General features: G+C 66.4%; 18 protein-coding genes. 12 read left to right on the forward strand and 6 right to left on the reverse strand.

Annotated features, from left to right (window positions below; all coding sequences use genetic code 11):
• Positions 1–59 precede the first annotated feature (59 nt).
• Positions 60–1151, forward strand: coding sequence for a carbohydrate porin (locus AC1ZQA_RS00085; protein ID WP_482677826.1), 1092 nt, complete (start codon positions 60–62; stop codon positions 1149–1151).
• A gap of 15 nt (positions 1152–1166) precedes the next feature.
• A complete protein-coding gene (locus AC1ZQA_RS00090; protein WP_482677827.1) occupies positions 1167–1874 on the forward strand; it encodes an MgtC/SapB family protein in 708 nt (235 codons plus the stop codon).
• Here the strand turns inward: AC1ZQA_RS00090 and AC1ZQA_RS00095 are convergent.
• From AC1ZQA_RS00095 to AC1ZQA_RS00110, 4 genes are all read right to left on the reverse strand, one after another.
• The gene (locus AC1ZQA_RS00095; RefSeq protein ID WP_482677828.1) at positions 1866–2087 is read right to left on the reverse strand and encodes a hypothetical protein; all 222 of its coding nucleotides are present in this window, start codon (positions 2085–2087) and stop codon (positions 1866–1868) included. The genes AC1ZQA_RS00090 and AC1ZQA_RS00095 overlap by 9 nt on opposite strands.
• Positions 2088–2171: 84 nt before the next feature.
• Positions 2172–2381, reverse strand: a complete 210-nt coding sequence (locus AC1ZQA_RS00100) for a hypothetical protein (protein WP_482677829.1) — start codon at positions 2379–2381, stop codon at positions 2172–2174.
• A gap of 14 nt (positions 2382–2395) precedes the next feature.
• The gene (cydB, locus tag AC1ZQA_RS00105) at positions 2396–3529 is read right to left on the reverse strand and encodes a cytochrome d ubiquinol oxidase subunit II (protein WP_482677830.1); all 1134 of its coding nucleotides are present in this window, start codon (positions 3527–3529) and stop codon (positions 2396–2398) included.
• Positions 3530–3535: 6 nt separating this feature from the next.
• Positions 3536–5173 carry a cytochrome ubiquinol oxidase subunit I gene (locus AC1ZQA_RS00110; protein WP_482677831.1) on the reverse strand — a complete coding sequence of 546 codons (1638 nt, stop codon included), beginning with the start codon at positions 5171–5173 and terminating at the stop codon, positions 3536–3538.
• Positions 5174–5540: 367 nt separating this feature from the next.
• On the opposite strand from AC1ZQA_RS00110, the gene AC1ZQA_RS00115 reads away from it, so the two are divergent.
• Positions 5541–5864 carry a DUF1840 domain-containing protein gene (locus AC1ZQA_RS00115; RefSeq protein WP_482677832.1) on the forward strand — a complete coding sequence of 108 codons (324 nt, stop codon included), beginning with the start codon at positions 5541–5543 and terminating at the stop codon, positions 5862–5864.
• A complete protein-coding gene (locus tag AC1ZQA_RS00120; protein WP_482677833.1) occupies positions 5865–6842 on the forward strand; it encodes a cation diffusion facilitator family transporter in 978 nt (325 codons plus the stop codon).
• Between the two features lie 19 nt (positions 6843–6861).
• Here AC1ZQA_RS00120 and AC1ZQA_RS00125 read toward each other — a convergent pair whose 3' ends face one another.
• Complete coding sequence (locus AC1ZQA_RS00125; RefSeq protein WP_482679357.1) at positions 6862–7926, reverse strand: sterol desaturase family protein; 1065 nt, start codon at positions 7924–7926, stop codon at positions 6862–6864.
• A 10-nt stretch (positions 7927–7936) separates the two neighbouring features.
• Positions 7937–8962, reverse strand: coding sequence for a YncE family protein (locus AC1ZQA_RS00130; RefSeq protein WP_482677834.1), 1026 nt, complete (start codon positions 8960–8962; stop codon positions 7937–7939).
• Positions 8963–9197: 235 nt separating this feature from the next.
• On the opposite strand from AC1ZQA_RS00130, the gene AC1ZQA_RS00135 reads away from it, so the two are divergent.
• The 8 genes from AC1ZQA_RS00135 to AC1ZQA_RS00170 all read left to right on the forward strand — a co-directional run bounded on the left by AC1ZQA_RS00135 (position 9198) and on the right by AC1ZQA_RS00170 (position 18344).
• On the forward strand, positions 9198–9605 hold the full coding sequence (locus tag AC1ZQA_RS00135; protein ID WP_482677835.1) for a hypothetical protein: 408 nt from the start codon (positions 9198–9200) through the stop codon (positions 9603–9605).
• Between the two features lie 37 nt (positions 9606–9642).
• Positions 9643–10194, forward strand: coding sequence for a hypothetical protein (locus AC1ZQA_RS00140; RefSeq protein WP_482677836.1), 552 nt, complete (start codon positions 9643–9645; stop codon positions 10192–10194).
• A gap of 114 nt (positions 10195–10308) precedes the next feature.
• Positions 10309–12891: a penicillin-binding protein 1A gene (locus AC1ZQA_RS00145; protein ID WP_482677837.1), complete on the forward strand. Its 2583-nt coding sequence runs from the start codon at positions 10309–10311 to the stop codon at positions 12889–12891.
• A gap of 60 nt (positions 12892–12951) precedes the next feature.
• Positions 12952–13896 carry a glycine--tRNA ligase subunit alpha gene (gene glyQ, locus AC1ZQA_RS00150; RefSeq protein ID WP_482677838.1) on the forward strand — a complete coding sequence of 315 codons (945 nt, stop codon included), beginning with the start codon at positions 12952–12954 and terminating at the stop codon, positions 13894–13896.
• A gap of 90 nt (positions 13897–13986) precedes the next feature.
• A complete protein-coding gene (gene glyS / locus AC1ZQA_RS00155) occupies positions 13987–16113 on the forward strand; it encodes a glycine--tRNA ligase subunit beta (RefSeq protein ID WP_482677839.1) in 2127 nt (708 codons plus the stop codon).
• Positions 16114–16133: 20 nt separating this feature from the next.
• Entirely contained in the window at positions 16134–16697 is a 564-nt protein-coding gene (gmhB, locus tag AC1ZQA_RS00160; protein WP_482677840.1) for a D-glycero-beta-D-manno-heptose 1,7-bisphosphate 7-phosphatase, read from the forward strand.
• Positions 16698–16708: 11 nt separating this feature from the next.
• Positions 16709–17446 carry a lysophospholipid acyltransferase family protein gene (locus AC1ZQA_RS00165; protein ID WP_482677841.1) on the forward strand — a complete coding sequence of 246 codons (738 nt, stop codon included), beginning with the start codon at positions 16709–16711 and terminating at the stop codon, positions 17444–17446.
• Positions 17433–18344 carry a M48 family metallopeptidase gene (locus tag AC1ZQA_RS00170; RefSeq protein ID WP_482677842.1) on the forward strand — a complete coding sequence of 304 codons (912 nt, stop codon included), beginning with the start codon at positions 17433–17435 and terminating at the stop codon, positions 18342–18344. Before AC1ZQA_RS00165 ends, AC1ZQA_RS00170 begins: the two co-directional genes overlap by 14 nt.
• Positions 18345–18368 lie beyond the last annotated feature (24 nt).

The following is an 18368-nucleotide window of genomic DNA, read 5'->3' on the forward strand; positions in this document are numbered from 1 at the left end:
CGGCGCTGCAGTCCGAACTGTCACGATCCCGATCCAGAATCGGGAAGGAAGGACGCATCATGCGCAAATTTCATCTGTTCCTGCTGTATGCCGTTCTGCTGGCCATCGTGCTCGGCAGTGCGGTGCTTCCCACCGCCCGCGCGGACGACGGGGCGCTGAGCACATCGGGCCGGCTCGATCTGGGCAGCCAGGCCAATCTTTGGGGTGGGTTGCAAAGCCGCGCGGCATCTTCTGCGCTGTTGCAGTGGGGCGGGAGCCTGGACACGGGCGCCGCCCACTGGTGGCCCGGTGGTCTGATCGAGTTCAGCATCGAGGGGGTGCGCTCGGATGGCAATCTGCCCAGCCGCACCGGGGCGATCCAATACCCGAACAACGAATGGGCGCCCAATTTCTTGCGCGTGTACCAACTGACCTATCGCCAGCAACTGGGCGCGGCCGCGGTGCGCGCGGGCATCATGGACCTCAACCAGTATTTCGAGGCCAGCGATGTTTCGGATCTGCTGCAAAACAGCTCTTTCGGCCTGGCGCCGAATCTCACTGCCAATTTCAACGACCCGTCATTTCCGAACCCGGGGCTTGGGGCGATGGCGGAAGTGCGCTTCGGCCCGGACTGGACGGCACGCGCCGGGGTCTGGCAGGGCAACCCGCCGGGGCTTGCCCAGGCGCTGCACCAGGGAGCGCTGTGGATCGGCGAGGTGCAATGGTCCGGGGCGGCGACCCAGGGCGATCAGCCGACGCAAGACCTCAAGCTCGGCGCCTGGCACTACGGCCAAAGCGATCCGGCGATCGGTCCGACCACCTCGGGTGGATACCTGGTGGGCGAAACCCGCTGGACACGCGGCACCCAGCAATGGGGCGCTTTTGTTCTGGCCGGCACGTCCCCGGCGCGCGTCAATCTGGTGACGCAGTTCGTGGCGGCGGGTGTTCTGGTCACCGCGCCGTTTGCCAGCCGGCCGCAGGATCAGTTCAGCATGGGTGTGAGCCGGGTGAATCTGCGCGCGCCCGCACCGGAAACGGTGCTGGAACTCGTGTATTCCTGGCAAGTGTCCCCGACCGTGGCGTTGCAGCCCGATGTGCAGCGCTTCTGGCATCCGGGAGGCAGCAATCCCAGCGCGCTGGTCGCCGGGTTGCGGCTGCATCTGGCCTTTTGAACCCGGAGACACGGCATGAGCGTCCAGTGGAATGATCCCCGCGTGCAGATCCTCGCCAGCCTGCTGATGGCCTTTGTGCTCGGCGGCATCGTGGGTTATGAACGCCAGTACCGGCAGCGCACGGCAGGGCTGCGCACCAATGTGCTGGTGGCCGTCGGTGCGGCGTTGTTCGTCAACATGGCCGACCGTCTCGACGGACACGGCGGTTCGGTGCGGGTGATCTCCTACGTCGTCTCGGGCATCGGTTTTCTGGGGGCGGGCGTGATCATGCGCGAGGAGGGCAATGTGCGCGGGATCAACACCGCCGCAACGCTGTGGGGATCGGCCGCGATCGGGGCCGCATGCGGGGCGATGTTGTTTTTCGAGGCGAGTCTGGGCGCCTTGTTCGTGCTGGCGGCCAACACGCTGTTGCGCCCACTGGTCAATGCCATGAACCGCCAGCCTCTGGACACGGAGGCGGTCGAAGCCACTTACACCGTCTATGTGATTGCAGCGCAGGCCGAGCGCCAAAAGACGCTGGAACGCGTCGAGCAGGCCCTGGAGGCTGCGGGTTACCCGATCCGTGAATTGCAACAGCACGCCTTCGGGCAGGAGGAGGTGGAAATCGAAGCGACGTTGATGGCCACCTCGGTGGATGGCGAGGCGCTCGATGCTATCGTCGGGGGCTTGTCCAGACTGCCGCAGGTCCACCAGGCATTCTGGAGCCCGAGCACGTCAGAGTGAGCGGTCGCTGGCCGGGCTGCTCGAGGGTGCATCCGAGCGGGCAGCGTCCTGGCGTTCGAACCAGATCACGGCCCCGGCCAGCAGCAACACGAAAAACGCGGTGCCGAATATCCAGGCGAAGTACCAGGAAGCATTGCTGCCGAGGAGAATGCCTGCGGCGATGACCGCGGCACCGAGCAGCAGGAACAGCACAAGAGGCAGCAGCCTTTTCATTGCATGGCGTCCATGAAAAAGGGCCAGGTCGCCCTGGCCCGTGGTGAAGGCTCGGTGAGAAAAGCGCCTTCGCAGTGGCGGTGTTCAGTGACCGCCGCGGGGTGCTCCGCCATTGCGGCGGTCGTCTTCCTGCGCGTCAAAAAACGCGCCGGATGCCGCAGAGATCAGCACGATCATCGCGGTGCCGACGATCCAGGCGAAGTACCAGGACGCGTAGTCGCCGATGATCACGCCGATGACAATGGCGATCATCGCAATCGTCAGAAACAGCAGGAAGTAGAGAAGGTTCTTCATGATGGAGTCCTTGTTCAGTAAGCGTGCGGGTCGGCCTCGATTTCGCGGGGATCGACCTTGCCGCGCATGACGTAGAACGCCCAGCTGGTGTACCAGAAGATGATGGGCACGAACACCACGGTCCAGCCGGTCATCCACAGCAGGGTGGTCTGACTGGAGATGGAGTTCCACAGCGTCAGGCTTTGCGAGGGATCGGAGCTCGAAGGCATGAGGAAGGGGAACATGGACACGCCGATGGTGCCGACCACGCCGATCCACGACACCGCGCCCAGCCACCAGGCCAGGGTGTGCTTGTTGCTGCGCACGCTCATCCAGCCGAAAAGCAGACCGGCAAAGCCAAGCAGTGGAACCGCCCAGAGGATGGGATAGGACTTGTAGTTGGACAGCCAGCCGCCGGGCACCAGTTCAACCGTTTGCTGCAGCGGGGTTTGCGGCACACCGGCGCCGGGGAAGCTGACGATCTTGTAGCCGTTGATCATGCTGACCCAGACGCCCAGCACCGCGAACAGCACGATGGCAGCCAAAGCCGCGTAGCTTGCTGCGGCGCGGGCACGGCCGGCGATCGGCTCGGGCGCGCGGCCCATCATCATCACACCGCCCATGTAGACCGACAGCGACAGCGACAGCAGACCGGCCAGGACCGAGAACGGGTTGAACAGGGTGATGAAGCTGCCGGTGTAGATCGAGCGCAGATTCCACTCGAAGTGGAAGGGCACGCCCATCAGCATGTTGCCCATGGCGGCGCCGAAGATGATCATCGGCAGCGCGCCACTGAGCAGCAGCGTCCAGTCCCAGGCGTTGCGCCAGGCCGGCGAGGGCAGCTTGCTGCGGTACTCAAACCCCAGCGGGCGCACGATCATGCTCCACAGCAGCAGCAGGATGACCACATACAGGCCAGAGAACGAGGTGGCGTAGATCAGCGGATAGGCCGCGAAGATCGCGCCACCGCCCAGGATGAACCACACCTGGTTGCCGTCCCAGTGCGGGCCGATGGCGTTGAGCATGGTGCGGCGCTCGGTATCGGTCTTGCCGATGAAGCGCAGCAGCGTGCCCACGCCCATGTCCATGCCGACCATGGTGCCCAGCCCGACGAACAGCACGCCGAGCAGGACCCACCACAAGACCTGAAGAATGAGATACAAGTCCATGATTGTTTACTCCTTGTGGGCGCTCATGGGAGCGGCCGGGTTGGGGGCGAAACCACCACCAAACGACGGTTGGGGTTTGCGGCTCTGGGGAATGACGGGAGTGGACGGCGTGCCGTGCTCTTCCGGTCCTTGCTTGATCGCCTTGACCATCAGGAACATCTCGACCGCGATGAAGATGGAATAGAGCGAGACGAAGCCCACCAGCGAGAAGATCATGTAGCCCACGCTGTGGCTGGATGCGGACATCCAGGTGGGCAGCATGCCGAACACGGTCCACGGCTGACGGCCCACTTCGGCCACGATCCAGCCCATTTCACAGGCCAGGAAGGGCACGGGAATCATCCAGGGGGCCAGCTTGAGGAACCAGCGGTTTTGCGGTTTCTCCAGCTTGCCACTGATGCTCAGCATGGTTGCGTAGATGAAGTACGCGAGCATCAGCAGACCAAAGCCGACCATGATGCGGAAGGTCCAGAAAATCACGTTGACCTGCGGAATCGTGTCCTTGGCGGCCTTGGCGATGTCGGCATCGGTGGCCTTGGAGACGTCTTGATCCGGCGCGTAGCGGGTCAGCAGGAAGCCGTAGCCGAGATCCTTTTCATGCGCCTTGAATTGCGCCAGGGCGGCAGCGTCCTTCGGGTTCTTGCTCAGCGCCTTGAGCGCCTCGACCGCCGGAATGCCGTTCTTGATGCGCTTTGCCGCGTCGGCTTCGATCTGATCGATGCCCGGAACCACCTGCGACATGGTGTGGGTCAGCAGCGGGGTGAGCACATAGGGAACCTGGATGGACCAGACGTTCTTCTGCTCGCTCTGCGACGGCCAGGCCACCACATTGAAGGGCGCCGGGGCCTGCTCGGTTTGCCACATGGCTTCCATGGCGGCGAGCTTGGACGGCTGGGCATGCCCACCGACAAAGCCCAGCGCATCGCCCAGGGTGATCACACCGGCAGTGGACAGCACGCCGAACAGCGCGGCCATGCGGAAGGACCGGCGGGCGAGTTCCATGTGACGGTTGCGCACCATGTACCAGGCGCTCACGCCGGCGACGAAGATTGCCGCGGTCACGTAGCCCGCGATGCTGGTGTGCACGAACTTGGCCTGCGCGTCATGGCTGAAGATCAGCGCGCCGAAGTTGGTCAGCTCCATGCGCATGGTCACCGGGTTGAACGCGGCGCCCTGCGGGTCTTGCATGAAGCCGTTGGCCACCAGAATCCACAGCGCGGAGAGGTTGGAGCCGATGGCCACGAGGTAAGTCACCAGCAGGTGCTGCCCCTTGGACAGGCGCTTCCAGCCGAAAATCATCATGCCGATGAAGGTGGACTCCATGAAGAAGGCCATCAGTCCTTCAATGGCCAGCGGAGCGCCGAAAATGTCGCCGACGAAGCTGGAGTAGAACGACCAGTTGGTGCCGAACTCGAACTCCATGGTCAGGCCGGTGGCCACGCCCAGGGCGAAGTTGATGAGAAACAGCTTGCCCCAGAACTGGGTCATGTCGCGGTAGATGGTCTTGCCGGTGGTGACGTAGACCGTCTCCATCGCCGCGATCATGAAGCTGATGCCCAGGGTGAGGGGGACAAAGAGGAAGTGGTATAGCGCGGTGGAGGCAAACTGCCACCGCGATAGATCCACGACGAGGGTGTCGATCATTTTGGCGCTCCTGTTGTATCGATGCGTGGGTCTTCGCCCGCGAGCGACGCAAAATGGCGCGCCTGCCGCGAAGAACACGACACGAGAATAGGCGCCGACTTATCTCATTTTTTTGATTTGGCGCAATGTCGGGGTATTCCCTAGGCGGAGATGTTGCTCTTTGGTGGCAAAGGCATGCGACAAAGCGTCGCAGCAAGTCGCCGTGCCGGGTTTTTTCGGTGCAGGGACGCTTTTTCGGTTGATCTTGCTGCTCCGCAACGCGAGCGAACAGCCGCTCTGGCTGGATCTCCGCATGGCGCCGTGCCGCTTGAGTGGGCACAATGCGACGCAGAGACGGCGCAGTGGCGTCTCCTGAATGGAGCCATCCATGATTTACAAATTTCAATCCAAGGCCGACAGCGATTTGTTCATGAATGTCGGCCCGGCCGAACGCATTCTGTCCATCATCGGCAAGTCGGCGGGACCGCAGGGCATCATCGAACCGTCGGAAATGCCCGCCGCGATTGCCGCGCTGGAGGCGGCGGTGGAGGCGGAGGAGCAGGCGCGCAACGCGGCCATGGAATCGGCCGCAGCCGACGGACAGGTGGTGTCTGCAGCGCAGCCCATTGGCCTGAAGCAACGCGCCTGGCCCTTCATCCAGATGCTCAAGCGTTGCCAGCAAGCGGATACGCCGGTGGTGTGGGGCGTGTGAATGCAGTCACATGACCACCCGCCCGGCGCGCATGCAGGGCATTCTCACGATCCGCATCACGATCACGGGCACGCCCATCATGCGGGGCATCACGGCCATGACCCGACCCACGGCGCCAGCGCGCATCGGCTGGGCTGGGCACTGGCCGTGCTGCTGATTTTCACCCTCATCGAGGCGGTCGGCGGTTGGTGGGTGAACTCGCTGGCGCTGCTGTCCGACGCGGTGCACATGGCTGCGGACAGCACCGCGTTGCTGTTGGCGCTGGTGGCCATACGCCTGAGCGCCCGCCCGCCGAATGCGCGGCTGACCTATGGCAACGGCCGCTGGCAGACGCTGGCGGCCTTCGTCAATGGATTGGTGCTGCTGCTGTTGACCGTTGGGCTGATCGCTGAGGCCCTGCATCGCCTGTGGCAGCCCGAGACCGTGCAGGGCGGCTGGATGCTGGTCATTGCCGCCGTGGGCGGTCTGGCCAATCTGGGCGCGCTCATCGCGCTGACCGGGGGCGAATCGCTGAACGAACGCGGCGCGCGGTTGCATGTGCTGTCCGATCTGCTGGGTTCGGCTGCGGCCATACTGGCGGCAGGGCTGATTCTGGGGTTCAACTGGACCGTGGCCGATCCGCTGCTGTCGCTGCTGGTGTCGGCGCTCATCCTGCGTTCGGGCTGGCATCTCACCCGCGACAGCGCGCATGTGTTGCTCGAGGGCGCCCCTCCGGGCGTGAACGCCAGTCAGGTGCGCTGCGCGCTGGCCGACGTGCCGGGCGTGGCCAGCGCCCATCATGTGCATGTGTGGTCACTCGACGGCGCCGAACCCGTTGTGACCCTGCATGTGCGCCTGGCCGCGCAGGCCGAATCGGAGGCCACCTTGCGCGCGGTGCATCGCCGCCTGCATGACGCGCTGGGCGTCGAGCACGCCACGGTGCAGATCGAGGTCGACGCCTGCATCGCCCCTGGGCAGACGCATTGCCTCCCCGGTTGAGCCGCGCGGCGCAGCGCGGTCAGGCTGCCCGGCCGCCGGAGGATGGTTTGCGGTGCGAATCCGCATTGCGCGCCATGGTGCTCTGGGCCATGCGCCGCGCCATGCGCCGCAGTGCAAGCCATTGCTGCGCCCAGAAGCCGTCGCCGTAGTCTTCGCCCTGGCCGTCCGGCGCGGGGAGCTGGGCGCGCACCCCGGTGGGTTGCAGCGCAGTGGTGAAGTCGGCCGAGCGGAACAGCACGTCCCACCACGGCAGCAGCACGCCGAAATTGCAGCCATAGAGCCGCGCGTTGTTCTGGTGGCCGAGTTCGTGGCCGTAGCCGATGGCGTGGTGCAGGCGGTGAAAGCGTGGGCTCACCAGGAGCCGCTCGCCCAGCCAGCCGAACGACATCCGGGTGTTGGCATGCTGCAGGCTTTGCAGTGCCCCCGACACCAGCGACAGCGCGACGAATTGCGTCGGCGGCACGCCGATCAGCAGCGCCAGTGCGGCGAAATACGCCGCCTGCAGCACGTCGTCGAGCAGGTGGTTGCGGTCGTCGGCCCACAGGCTGAGCTGGCGCTGGCTGTGGTGTACCGCGTGCAGTTCCCACCACCACTGGATCTGGTGCTGCGCACGGTGATACCAGTAGCCGGCGAAGTCGAGCACGACAAAATAGATCAGGAACGCCACCAGCGGCCGGTCGGTGACGCCGGGCCACAGGGTGTCGAGGTTGATGTTGTCGATGCCGCGCAGCCGCAGCCATTCCTGCAGGCTGTCGAACTGCGGCTGCAGGGTGAAGAACAGCACCAGATTGATCAGCCCGAGGCGGTTGATGAAGGTGTAGAGCACGTCCACCCGTACCGCGCGGCGGTTGGGCCAGACCTCCAGCGGGCGCAGCGCCTCCAGCGGCCGCAGCACCGCATAGACCACGGCGATCTGCAGCGCCCCGGCGAGGAACCACAGCACCCCGTCATAGGCGAAGTCGTCGTCGACCATGAGGTGAAAGTGATAGAGCACAGGCTGCACCAGGGTGACGAACACCCAGGTCTGCACCTCGCCGACCAGCAGGCTGGTGACGTGGCTGATCCAGTCGAACGGGTTGATCATGGCCATGCGTTCAGCGCACGGTCGCCACGCGCTGCGCCAGGTTGGACAGCGGCGGCAGGTTGTCGTAGAACGGCGCGCGGTTGTAGAAGTAGATGCCGTGCGGCGACTTGCCCACGGGGATGACATCGACCAGTTTGCGCGTGGTCATGTCGATCACGCCCACCGAGCGGGCGAAGCGAAAGGTCACCCACAGCCAGCGACGGTCTGCGGACAGTTCCATGTCGTCCGGCCCGGGGCGCAGGCCGGTGATGTCGCCGACCTTGGTGAGGGTGTCCATGTCGAGGATGCTGATGGTGTTGGACACGCGGTTGCTCACCAGCACATGCCTGCCGTCGGCCAGCGAGCGGAAGTTGTGCGCCGCCTTGCCGGTGACGATGCGCTTGATGACGGTGCGGGTGCGCGGATCGACCGCGACCACCGCGTCGCTGCCGGTCAGTGCCACCAGCAGGGTCTTGTCGCCCGGGGTCAGCCACAGCCCGGCCGGGGTTTCGCCGACCTTCATGGTCCACAGCACGGTTTGCGTGGGCAGGTCGATCGCGGCCACCGCATTGGTTTCCTGCAGGCTGATGTAGACCGTCTTGCTGTCGGCGGTGAAGGCCATGTGGCTGGGCAGGGCCTTGAGGGGGATGCGCCTGGCGAGCTGGAACTTGCCCTGGTCATAGCTGTAGATGTCCACCCGGTTCAGTCGCAGGCAGTTCACCACGAACCAGCGGTGATCCGGCGAAAAGCCGATCTGGTACGGATCCGGGATGTCGGGCACACTGCCGATGGGCTTGCCGGTTTTGGGGTCGAGCAGCATCAGGTCGTTGCTCACCGCGTTGGCGACGATCAGATCCTGGTTGTTCGGCGTGGCCATCAGGTGATGCGGCTCCTTGCCGGTGGCAAAACTGCCGATGGCCTGGCGCGTGGCCTGGTTGATCAGGGTGATGCGGGCGTCGCCCGAGTCGAGTACCACCACCACGTCGTCCCTGGACTGCGCCTGGGCGAACCCGACATGCAGCAGCAAGGCCATGAAAACAATGAGGAATTGACGCATCAGGTCACCAGGAGTTGGAACGTCCGCGACGCCTTTGCGCTGCGTTGCGGCCGCAACTTTAACGTGCGCCCGAGAAAAGTTGTTGACCGGAAACAGACGGCACACAATCATCCATCAGAATTTGCAGGATTGACACGATTCCGTTGTCGGCAGAAGCCGGTGTCTTGCGTTACCTTCTTCACCGTGTTGCCGGAACTCCGCGCGAGCCCGGTGTGTCGAATCGACGAGGTTTGCCATGCGACAGAACATTTCATTCAAGCGCGCCTTTCTTGCGTTGGCCGCTGCCGGGCTGCTGGCGCTGCCGGGTTTTGCCCAGGCGCGGGTGTACTGGAGCGTCGGCGTCGGTTTGCCGGTCTACTACGGTGCTTACGGCGCACCCTGGTATCCCGGCTGGGGCGGTGGCTGGTATGAGCGCTGGGACGACCCGTTCCCGGCCTACGGCTGGAGCACCTGGAGCCCGCCCGTCGTGGTGGAACGCCAGCCGGTCGTGGTGCAGTCACTCCCGCCGGGCCCGGCGCCGCAGTCGTTCTGGTATTACTGCCAAAGTCCGGCTGGTTATTACCCGTACGTCTCGGTATGCCCCGGGGGCTGGACGACCGTTCCCGCCACGCCCCCGCCGCCGCCATCCCCGGCCAAGAAATAACTCACCAAATCCTGCAATTCTTCTCTGAGGCCACATCATGCGACTTTCCCGCCCGCTTTTTCTGCTTCCCGCTGCGCTTGGCGCCCTGGTGCTCGGCGGCTGCGCCACCGCGCCACTTGGGCCGACCATCGCGGTCATGCCGGCGCCGGGCATGCCGTTCGAGCAGTTCCAGGCCATCGACGCGGGCTGCCGTCAGTACGCGCAACAACAATCGGCGCAGTACCAGACCGGGGCGAGCAACTCGGGGCTGTCCTCGGCGGCGATCGCCACCGGCATTGGCGCAGCAGCCGGTGCACTCATCGGTGGCAACAGCCAGGGCGCCGGTGTCGGAGCGGGCATCGGCCTGCTTGCGGGCAGCGCGGGTGGCGCCGGCAGCTATGGCGACACCCAGGGCAGCGCGCAGCGCGCCTACAACATCGCCTATCAGCAATGCATGTATGCACGCGGCGCGCAGGTGCCGGGCTACGCCGCACCGCGCTATGTGCCGCCGCCTCCCCCGCCTGCCTATCCGGCGCAGCCGTCCTATCAGCAGGCACCGCAATATCCCCAGCAACCCGCCTATCCGCAGACCTACCCGCCGGCGCAGTGAGACGGTTGTCGGGTGGCGCGCGCCACCCCGCGTGCGCGCCGTTACGCAGAGTCACAACTGGTCACAGGATGGCAGGTGTTGTGACGAATGCGGCGGCTATCATGCCCCGCGACCATGAGGACCTCTGCTGACACCGCGCCTGCGGGCTCCCCCAAACCGCCCGCGGGCAGCGGCAAGCGGCCTGGGGGCAGCGCGCGTGCGCGCCCTCTGTGGCTCAAATTCCTGCTCGGCGTGGTGTTGCTCGGCGTCGCTGTCGTGCTGATGCTGGTGTTTGCCGTGACCATGCTCTATCCACGGCTGCCCGCGCTGAGCGAGCTGACCGATTACCGCCCGGACCTGCCGCTGCGGGTGTATTCCAGCGAGGGCACGCTGATTGGTGAATTCGGTGTGCAGCGCCGTACCGTGGTGCCTTTCGCACAGATTCCCCTGCAGGTCCGCGAGGCCTTTCTCGCTGCCGAAGACGCCCAGTTCTACGACCACGGCGCGGTCGATTGGACGGGCGTCCTCCGCGCGGCGCTCGCCGATCTGATGCATGGCTCGGCAGTGCAGGGCGCATCCACCATCACCATGCAGGTGGCGCGCGACTTTTATCTCAGCCCGCAAAAAACGCCGCTGCGCAAGTTCACCGAAGCGCTGATGGCCTACAAGATCGAGCACGAGCTGAGCAAGGACCAGATCCTCGAACGTTATCTCAATCAGGTCTATCTCGGCCAGCGCGCCTACGGCGTGGCCGCGGCCGCGCAGGTGTATTACGGCAAGTCGCTCGACCAGCTCACGCTGGCGCAGATTGCGGTGCTCGCTGGCTTGCCCAAGGCGCCGTCGGCCTTCAACCCGCAGACCAATATCAAGGCGGCGCTCATTCGCCAGCATTACGTGCTCGGCCGCATGCTGGCGCTGGGCAACATCACCAAGGCGCAGTATGACGACGCGATGCAGGCGCCGCTGAACGTGGTGTCCGGCCAGGGCCTGCTGCGCTTCAAGGTGGACGCCGACTACGCCGCCGAGCAGGTGCGCGAAATCATGGTGGCCCGCTTCGGCGAGTCGGCCTATACCGATGGCTACAAGGTCTACACCACCCTGCACGACCGCGATCAGGCCGCTGCGGTGAACGCGGTGCGCAGCGGCGTGCTGGCCTATGACCAGCGCCACGGCTGGCGCGGACCGCAGGCACAGATCGACCTGCCGCAGCACGACGCCGACGCCCTGGGCGTGGCGACCAGGGCGCTCAAGCCCTATGCGAGCGCGGGCAGCCTGCATCCCGCCGTGGTGCTGCATGCCAGCCCCAAGCTGGTCGAGGCCGTGCTGGAATCGGGCAATACGGTGGAACTCAGCGGGGATGCGCTCAAGTTCGCTGCCGCCGGGCTGTCGCCCAAGGCCACGGAGAAGCAGCGCATCGACCGGGGCGCCGTGGTCTGGCTGCAGAAGCTGGCCAAGGGCTGGCGCATCGCGCAGATGCCCGACGTGCAGTCGGCGCTGGTGTCGGTCGATCCGAAGGATGGAGCGGTGCGCGCCTGGGTGGGCGGCTTCGACTACAACCATGAGAAGTTCGACCATGTGAACCAGGCCTTCCGCCAGCCGGGGTCCAGCTTCAAGCCGTTCATCTATTCCGCGGCCATCGACGAGGGCCTGGCGCCGACCACCATCATCGACGATTCACCCATCACCATCAATCCCGGCCCGGGTCAGCCGCTGTGGACGCCGCACAACTACGACAACGAGCGGCTCGGCGCCGTTCCCGCCACGCTGGCGCTGGCGCATTCCGACAATGTCTGCGCGGTCAAGGTGGTGCTGGCGGTCGGCATTCCCTATGCGCGCCAGTTCGCGTCGCGCTTTGGTCTGCCGCTCGACCAGATTCCACCCTACCCCACCATGGTGCTCGGAGCCGGCAGCTTCACCCCGCTGCAGATGGCCACGGCCTACGCCGTGTTCGCCAACGGCGGCTCGCTGGTCGAGCCCTACCTGATCAAGCGCATCGTCGATGCCCACGGCGCCGAGATCTATGCGCACAAGCCCGTGATCGCCGGAAAGAACGCGCCGCGCATCATCAGCGCGGCCAATGCCTTCCTCAGCAACCAGCTCATGCAGGCGGTCATCCAGCATGGCACCGGCGCGGCGGCACTCGCGCTCGGGCGCACCGATCTGGCGGGCAAGACCGGCACCTCGCAGGACTTCCATGACGCCTGGTTCGACGGTTTCAACCCCGATCTGGTCGCCATCACCTGGATGGGCTACAACACCCAGCGCAATCTCTACCGCGGCGAGCAGGGCGCCAAGGCCGCGCTGCCCATCTGGATGGACTACATGCGCGTGGCGCTGGCCGGCAAGCCCGACGTGCCCTGGCCGGTGCCGCCCGGGATCATCACGGCGCAGGTCAACCCGGCCACCGGCTTTGCGTCCAGTTCGCCCAATGCCGTGACCGGCTATTTCCTGCAGAACTTCCCGCCGCTGGCGATCGACGCGCAGTTGCCGCTGTCGGCCGCGTCATCGCCGCAGGCCGCAGGTGGCGTCAACCCAGGCGTCACCACCGGCAGCGGCGGCCTGCTGGTCGGGCCGGGTGGGTTGGCAGTGGGCACGTCCACGGTCAGTGTGCGCGGCCAGGGGCCGGGCACCCATCCAGCGGCCATCGCCCAGCCGGTGCCGCAACAGCCTGCGCTGTCGCCGGGCGCCATCCTTCCCAGTCTGGGCGCGAATCCATAGCGCGCGCCGTCCGGTCGCCCGGGTGCTTTCTACAATGTCGCCTTCTCCAAGGCGGATTCCATGCGCACCTTTCAAGACATCATCCTGACCCTGCAGACCTACTGGGCCAACCAGGGCTGCGCCATCCTGCAGCCCTACGACATGGAAGTGGGCGCGGGCACCAGCCACACCGCCACCTTTCTGCGCGCCATCGGCCCCGAGCCGTGGCGCGCCGCGTACGTGCAGCCCAGCCGCCGACCCAAGGACGGCCGCTATGGCGACAACCCCAACCGCCTGCAGCACTACTACCAGTTCCAGGTGGTGCTCAAGCCCGCGCCCGGCAATATCCTGGAGCTCTACCTCGGCAGCCTGCAGGCACTGGGCTTCGACCTCAAGACCAACGACATCCGCTTCGTCGAGGACGATTGGGAGAACCCCACGCTGGGCGCCTGGGGCCTGGGCTGGGAGGTCTGGCTCAACGGCATGGAAGTCACCCAGTTCACTTATTTCCAGCAGGTCGGCGGCATCGACTGCAAGCCGCTGACCGGCGAGATCACCTACGGCCTAGAGCGCCTGGCCATGTATCTGCAAGGCGTGCAGAGCGTGTACGACCTGGTCTGGACCGAAACCGAGGTGGCCGGAAAGCGGACCTTGCTGAAATACGGCGACGTGTTTCACCAGAACGAGGTGGAGCAGAGCACCTACAACTTCGAGCACAGCGATGTGGAGTTTTTGTTGCATGCCTTTGCCGCGCATGAAAGGCAGGCCAGGGCGCTGATGGCTGCGCAGCTCGCCCTGCCCGCCTACGAGCAGGTCCTCAAGTGCGCGCACAGCTTCAACCTGCTCGACGCCCGCGGCGCCATCTCGGTGACCGAACGCGCCGCCTACATCGGCCGCATCCGCAACCTGGCGCGCGGCGTGGCGCAGGAATACCTCGACAGCCGCGCCCGCCTGGGTTTTCCGCTCGCGCCGAAGGACTGGGCCGACGAGGTCAACGCGCAACTGGCGCAGAAAAAGGCAGCCTGAGCTGCAGGGCGACAAAGCCACCCCGCGCCGCCCGCGCCCTTCGTGTCGCACCCGTTCAACGCCGCCGCCCCGGTTTTCACATTCCGCACCATGACCGCATCCAATCTGCTTGTCGAACTCTTTACCGAGGAACTCCCGCCCAAGGCCCTGCCCGCCCTGGGCCGCGCATTTGCCGACGGCCTGGCCGAGCGCCTGCAGGCCCAGGGCCTGGCCGAAGCCGATGCGGTGGTCACGCCCTACGCCAGCCCGCGTCGGCTGGCTGCGCACATCACCTCTGTCGCCGCCAAGGCCGCCGACCGCGCCGTGGCGCAAAAGCTCATGCCCGTCTCGGTCGGCCTGGATGCCAGCGGCGCGCCCACGCCCGCGCTGCTGAAAAAGCTCGCCAGTCTCGGTCTGGACGCCAGCGCCGCAGCGCGGCTGCGGCGCGAAGGCGACGGCAAGGCGCAGTCGCTGTTCATCGACACCGTGGCTGTGGGCCTCACGCTGGCCGAGGGCCTGCAGACCGCGCTGCACGACACCCTGGCCAGGCTGCCCATTCCCAAGGTCATGGCGTATCAACTGGCCGACGGCTGGAGCACGGTGAAATTCGTGCGCCCGGCGCACGGTCTGGTGGCGCTGCACGGCGCCGAGGTGGTGCCGGTGCAGGCGCTCGGGCTCACCGCAGGCCGCCACACCCACGGCCACCGCTTCGAGGCGCTCAGCGATCCCCTCGTCCTGCCCGACGCCGACAGCTACGCCGAGGTGCTGCGCACCCAGGGCGCGGTGATCGCCGGTTTCGACGCGCGCCGCGCCGAGATCGCCGCGCAGCTGCAGGCGGCTGCCGCGCGCGCCGGCGAAGGTCTGCAGCCGATCGACGATGCCGCGCTGCTCGACGAAGTCACCGCGCTGGTCGAGCGCCCGAACGTGCTGCTGTGCCAGTTCGATCCGGCGTTTCTCGCGGTGCCGCAGGAATGCCTGATCCTGACGATGAAGGCCAACCAGAAATACTTTCCGCTGCTCGACGCGGCGGGCAGGCTGACCCACCAGTTCCTCGTGGTCAGCAACGTCAGTCCCGCGGACCCGAGCGCGGTGATCGCCGGCAACGAACGCGTGGTGCGCCCGCGTCTGGCCGATGCGCAGTTCTTTTTCGAACAGGATCGCAAACGCACGCTGGAGAGCCGCGTGCACGGTCTGGACAAGGTGGTCTATCACGCCAAGCTCGGCTCGCAGGGCGAGCGCATGCGGCGGGTGCGGGCGATGGCCGGGGCGATTGCTGCGGAGATCGCGCCCAGCCGTCCGGTGACGCTGGCCGAGCGCGCCGCGCTACTGGCCAAGGCCGATCTGCTGACCGAGATGGTCGGCGAGTTTCCGGAACTGCAGGGCATCATGGGTCGCTACTACGCGCTGCACGACGGCGAAGACCCGCTGGTGGCGCAGGCGATCGAAGACCATTACCGCCCGCGCTTTGCAGGCGACGATCTGCCGCGCAGCGAAGTCGGGCTGGCGCTGGCGCTGGCTGACAAGCTCGACACCCTGGTCGGGCTGTTCGGCATCGGCGAGCGCCCCAGCGGCGACAAAGACCCGTTTGCGCTGCGCCGTCACGCGCTGGGCATCGTGCGCATGCTGCTCGAACGCGAGGAGGCGCTGCGCGCGCTGCCGCTGTCCGCGCTGCTGGCCATCGGCAACGCCGCGTTCCAAGGCGTGCCGGGCTACCAGCACCCGACCGCGGAGGTGGCCGTGTTTGTGCGCGAGCGTCTGGCCAACTGGCTGCGCGAGCAGGGATACACCGCGCTCGAGGTCGAGGCGGTGCTGGCGCTGCAGCCGCAGTTCCTCGCCGACGTTCCGCGCCGCCTCGACGCGGTGCGCGCGTTCTCCGCTCTGCCCGAGGCGCAGGCGCTGGCCGCGGCGAACAAGCGGGTGGGCAATATCCTGAAAAAATCCGAGGTCGCGGCCAACGCCGACGCGCTCGACCCCACCCGTCTGGTCGAACCCGCCGAGCAGGCGCTGGCGCAGGCGCTGCAGACCATCGCGCCGCAGGCCGACGCGGCCTACGCGCGGGGCGACTACACCGCCGCGCTCAAGGCGCTGGCGGCGCTCAAGGCGCCGGTCGATGCGTTCTTCGACAGCGTGATGGTCTACGCCGACGACCCGCTGCTGCGCGCCAACCGCCTGGCGCTGCTCGCGCGCTTGCAGGCGGCGATGAACCAGGTCGCCGACCTGTCTCGGCTGGCGGCCTGAACCTGCGGGACAATGCCCCCATGAAACTGCTCATCCTCGACCGCGACGGCGTCATCAACCACGACAGCGACGACTTCATCAAGTCGCCCGATGAATGGGTGCCGATTCCCGGCAGCCTGGAGGCCATCGCCCGGCTGAACCACGAGGGCTGGCATGTGGTGGTGGCGAGCAACCAGTCGGGCATCGGCCGCGGGCTGTTCGACATGACCACGCTCAATGCCATCCACCGCAAGATGCACAAGATGCTGGCGGCAGCGGGTGGGCGCATCGACGCCATCTTTTTCTGCCCGCATGCGCCGGAAGATCACTGCACCTGCCGCAAGCCCAAGCCTGGGTTGTTCCAGGACATCGCCCGGCGCTACGAATTGCAGACGCTCGACGGCGTGCCTGCGGTCGGCGACAGCGTGCGCGACCTGCAGGCCGCGCAGCCGCTGGGCTGCAGCCTGCATCTGGTGCGCACCGGCAAGGGTGAGCGCATCGCCGACCTGGGCAATCTGCCCGCAGGCACGCGGGTGCATGACGATCTGGCCGCCTTCGCCACCTGGCTGCTCGAGCAGCCCAGGGCCGCAGTCGACAAGGCGTGATGCGATCGGCCATGCGCTTTCTCCGTTCCCTGCTGTACATGGCCTGGCTGGTGGTCACCGTGGTGCCCTATGCGGTGGTCGTGGTCATCCTGTCCATTTTCATTCGCGGCACGCCGCTGTACCGCTTCACCATGGGCTGGGTGCATCTCGCGTACGGAGGCGCGCGCTTGATTTGCGGCATCCGCAGCAATGTCATCGGCCTGGACCATCTGCCGGACGGCCCGGTGGTGCTGTTGTCCAAGCACCAGTCGGCATGGGAGACCCTGGCGCTGCCACTCATCATGCCGCGCCCGCTGGCGTATGTGTTCAAGCGCGAATTGCTGTACGTGCCGTTTTTCGGCTGGGCGCTCGGGCGGCTGGACATGGTGCACATCGACCGCAGCAAGCGCACCGAAGCCTTCAGCCGCGTGGAAAGGCAGGGCGCCCGAATTCTCAAGCAAGGCAACTGGATCATCATGTTCCCCGAAGGCACGCGCACAGCGCGCGGCCAGCAGGGCGTCTACAAGACCGGCGGCACGCGGTTGGCCATAGCCACCGGCGCCTGGGTGGTGCCCATCGCGGTGACGTCGGCGCGCTGCTGGCCGCGCCAGGCGTTCATCAAGACCCCGGGCGTGATCGATGTGTCCATTGGCAAGCCCATTTCTCCAGAAGGTCGCCAGCCCGCAGAAATGATGGCCGAGGTGGAGCAATGGATTGAGGCCGAGATGCGCCGTCTCGACCCGCAGGCCTACGCGCATGCCCAGCCCTGACCGTTCGGTGCGCGCCCCGCTGCAAGGCGCAGCGCAGCTCGGCCTGTTCGACTGGGCCGACCCACTGCCCACTGCCGCGCCAGGGGCCGTTGCGCCTGCCAGGCCCACTGCGCCGCCCGCGCCTTCTGGCTGCGCGCCCTTCCCCACGGAGCACAGCCCGCCCCCTGCACGCGTGCCCGCTGCCTCCCCCGCGCAGCAGTACGACGACGGCATCCATCGCTTCGACTGGACGCTGCGCCGCGCCGCCCGCCGCACCCTGGCGCTGCGGGTGGACGATCGTGGCGTGAGCCTGTTGGCGCCGCGTCTGGCCAGCGCGGCCTCCATCTCCCAGTTCCTGCAGCAGCATGCGGCCTGGGTCGTGCGCAAGCTGCGCCAGCGCGAGCAGCGGCTGCAGGCCTTGCAGGCTGCACGCATCGACTGGGTCGATGGCGGCCGCATCCCCTATCTCGGCCAGCACCTCACCCTGCGGCTGCGCGGCGCCGTCCAGTTGCACTGGGACGAGCCCCGCGCCGAGCTGCATCTGCCGCTGCCGCCCGACAGCGACGCGCAGCAGGTGCGCGACAGCGTGGCGGCCTGGCTGCAGCGGCAGGCGCTGGCGCTGTTCCATGCCCGCGTGGCGCACTTCGCTGCACAGCTTGGCGTGCGAGTGACCGCCGTCAAGCTCAGCGCCGCCACCACGCGCTGGGGCAGCGCCAAGAGCGACGGCAGCATTCGCCTGCACTGGCGTCTGCTGCACTTCAGTCCGCAACTGGTGGACTATGTGGTGGCGCACGAGGTGGCGCATCTGCGCGAAATGAACCACAGCCCGCGCTTCTGGGCGCATGTCGGCCAGCTCTACCCCGACTATCGCCAGGCCCGGCTTCACCTCAAGCAGTCCACATTGCCACCCTGGACGTGAACCCTGCCCGGCAATGTTCGGGCT

The organism is Thiomonas sp. DCM-2 (assembly GCF_056820905.1).